General features: G+C 61.2%; 1 protein-coding gene. It reads right to left on the minus strand.

What is annotated here, in order from left to right; all coding sequences use genetic code 11:
- A partial coding sequence (locus GOX88_RS23230; RefSeq protein WP_170407818.1) for a polysaccharide biosynthesis tyrosine autokinase occupies positions 1 to 1,445 on the minus strand: 1,445 nt, incomplete at both ends.

Genomic DNA, 1,445 nt, shown 5'->3' on the forward strand with positions numbered 1-1,445 from the left:
CCACGCGCATTGATCTGACCAAGGATCAAACCGGTCAGACGCTGATTGTCGGTGTGGAACAGGCGCATGGCTTCGGTGAGATCCTGTTCGGATGTGTCGTTCCATTTGACGGTCAACAGCACCGCATCCGCAATACGTGCAATCAGGCGTGCGTCAGAGACCAGCAAGGTCGGCGGCGTGTCGATCAGGATGACGTCATATTGCTGGCGCATATCCTCCAGGAACAGACGGAACCGTTCCGACGCAAATAGGTCTGCCGCATTGGCCGAGGTCTTCTCGCCTGCCAGAATGTCACAGCCCAGCAGCGGGTCCTGAAAGATGGCTTCTTGCGCGGTGGCGTCCCCGGCCAGAACAGACACGATCCCATTCTTCGGCACGCCCTGTAATTGCGCGGTCATGGTCAGGCGTCGAATATCGCCCTCGACCAGCAGAACCTTTTTGCCGATTCCGACAAAGTTCTGCGCCAGTGCCAGCGCATTCGTTGTCTTGCCTTCGCCGGGCAGCGATGAGGTGATCACCACCACCTGCGGCGGGCGGTCGACATTTGACAACATCAGCGAAGTGCGCAGGTTGCGCACAGCTTCGGCCGTGGCGGATGAGGGCTTTTCGGCAAGGTACTCAAGCACCTTGCGGCGCCCGCGGGCGGGAAAGACAGGGATCTGACCCAGAACGCTGTACCCGGTTTTGCGTTCCAGCTCTTGCGCCGAGCGGTAGCCTTTGCGCCGCGCCTCGACCAGCAATACGATACCGGACCCCAGCATCAGGCCCAGAATGGCCGAAAGGGCAAGGATCAGCGACTTTTTCGGTTCCGAAGGCTTGCCTGGGATCACGGCGCGCGACAATTGCCGACTGTCCGCTTTCTGGATGCCTTCCTGTGCCGATGTCTCTTTCAGCCGGGCCAGGAAATACTCGTAGAGCAGCCGAACGGCTTCGGCCTCGCGCACCAGCTGTTGCAACGTGATCAGATCTGCGCTCTGCTGCGCGATCTTCTGGCCCAGATCTTCGGCTGACAGGGTCAGCGCCTGAACCTGCTGCGTTGCCCGCTGGGCTTCGAGTGTGGTCCGCGCAACCAAGCGCTGGAAGGCGGTGTCGAAGGCGGCTTCGCCCGTGTCAGACCCGTCGATCTGGCCAAGCAGACGCTGTAGCTGCGGGTCCTGGCTGGCTTCGGCCTGGGCTGTCCGGGTGTCGGCTGCGCTCAACGCGTCATATCTGTCCTGCGCCGCGACACGGGTTGCCTCGGCAGAGGTGCGGCGTTCGCGCAGGTCCTTCAGCTGCACTTCCTGCAATTGCAGCGCTTCGGGAGAGATCAGCGCGGTTGTCGAATTGAAGTCGTTGACCTTTGCTTCGGCGGTTTCCAGATCGATCTGCAACTCGGCCACGCGGTCGGTCAGCCATGCGGTCGCCTGTTCGGTGGCGTCGAATTTCACTTCGATCTGGTTCAGGAC

This window comes from Ruegeria arenilitoris (assembly GCF_013030985.1).
Lineage (GTDB): Bacteria > Pseudomonadota > Alphaproteobacteria > Rhodobacterales > Rhodobacteraceae > Ruegeria > Ruegeria arenilitoris_B.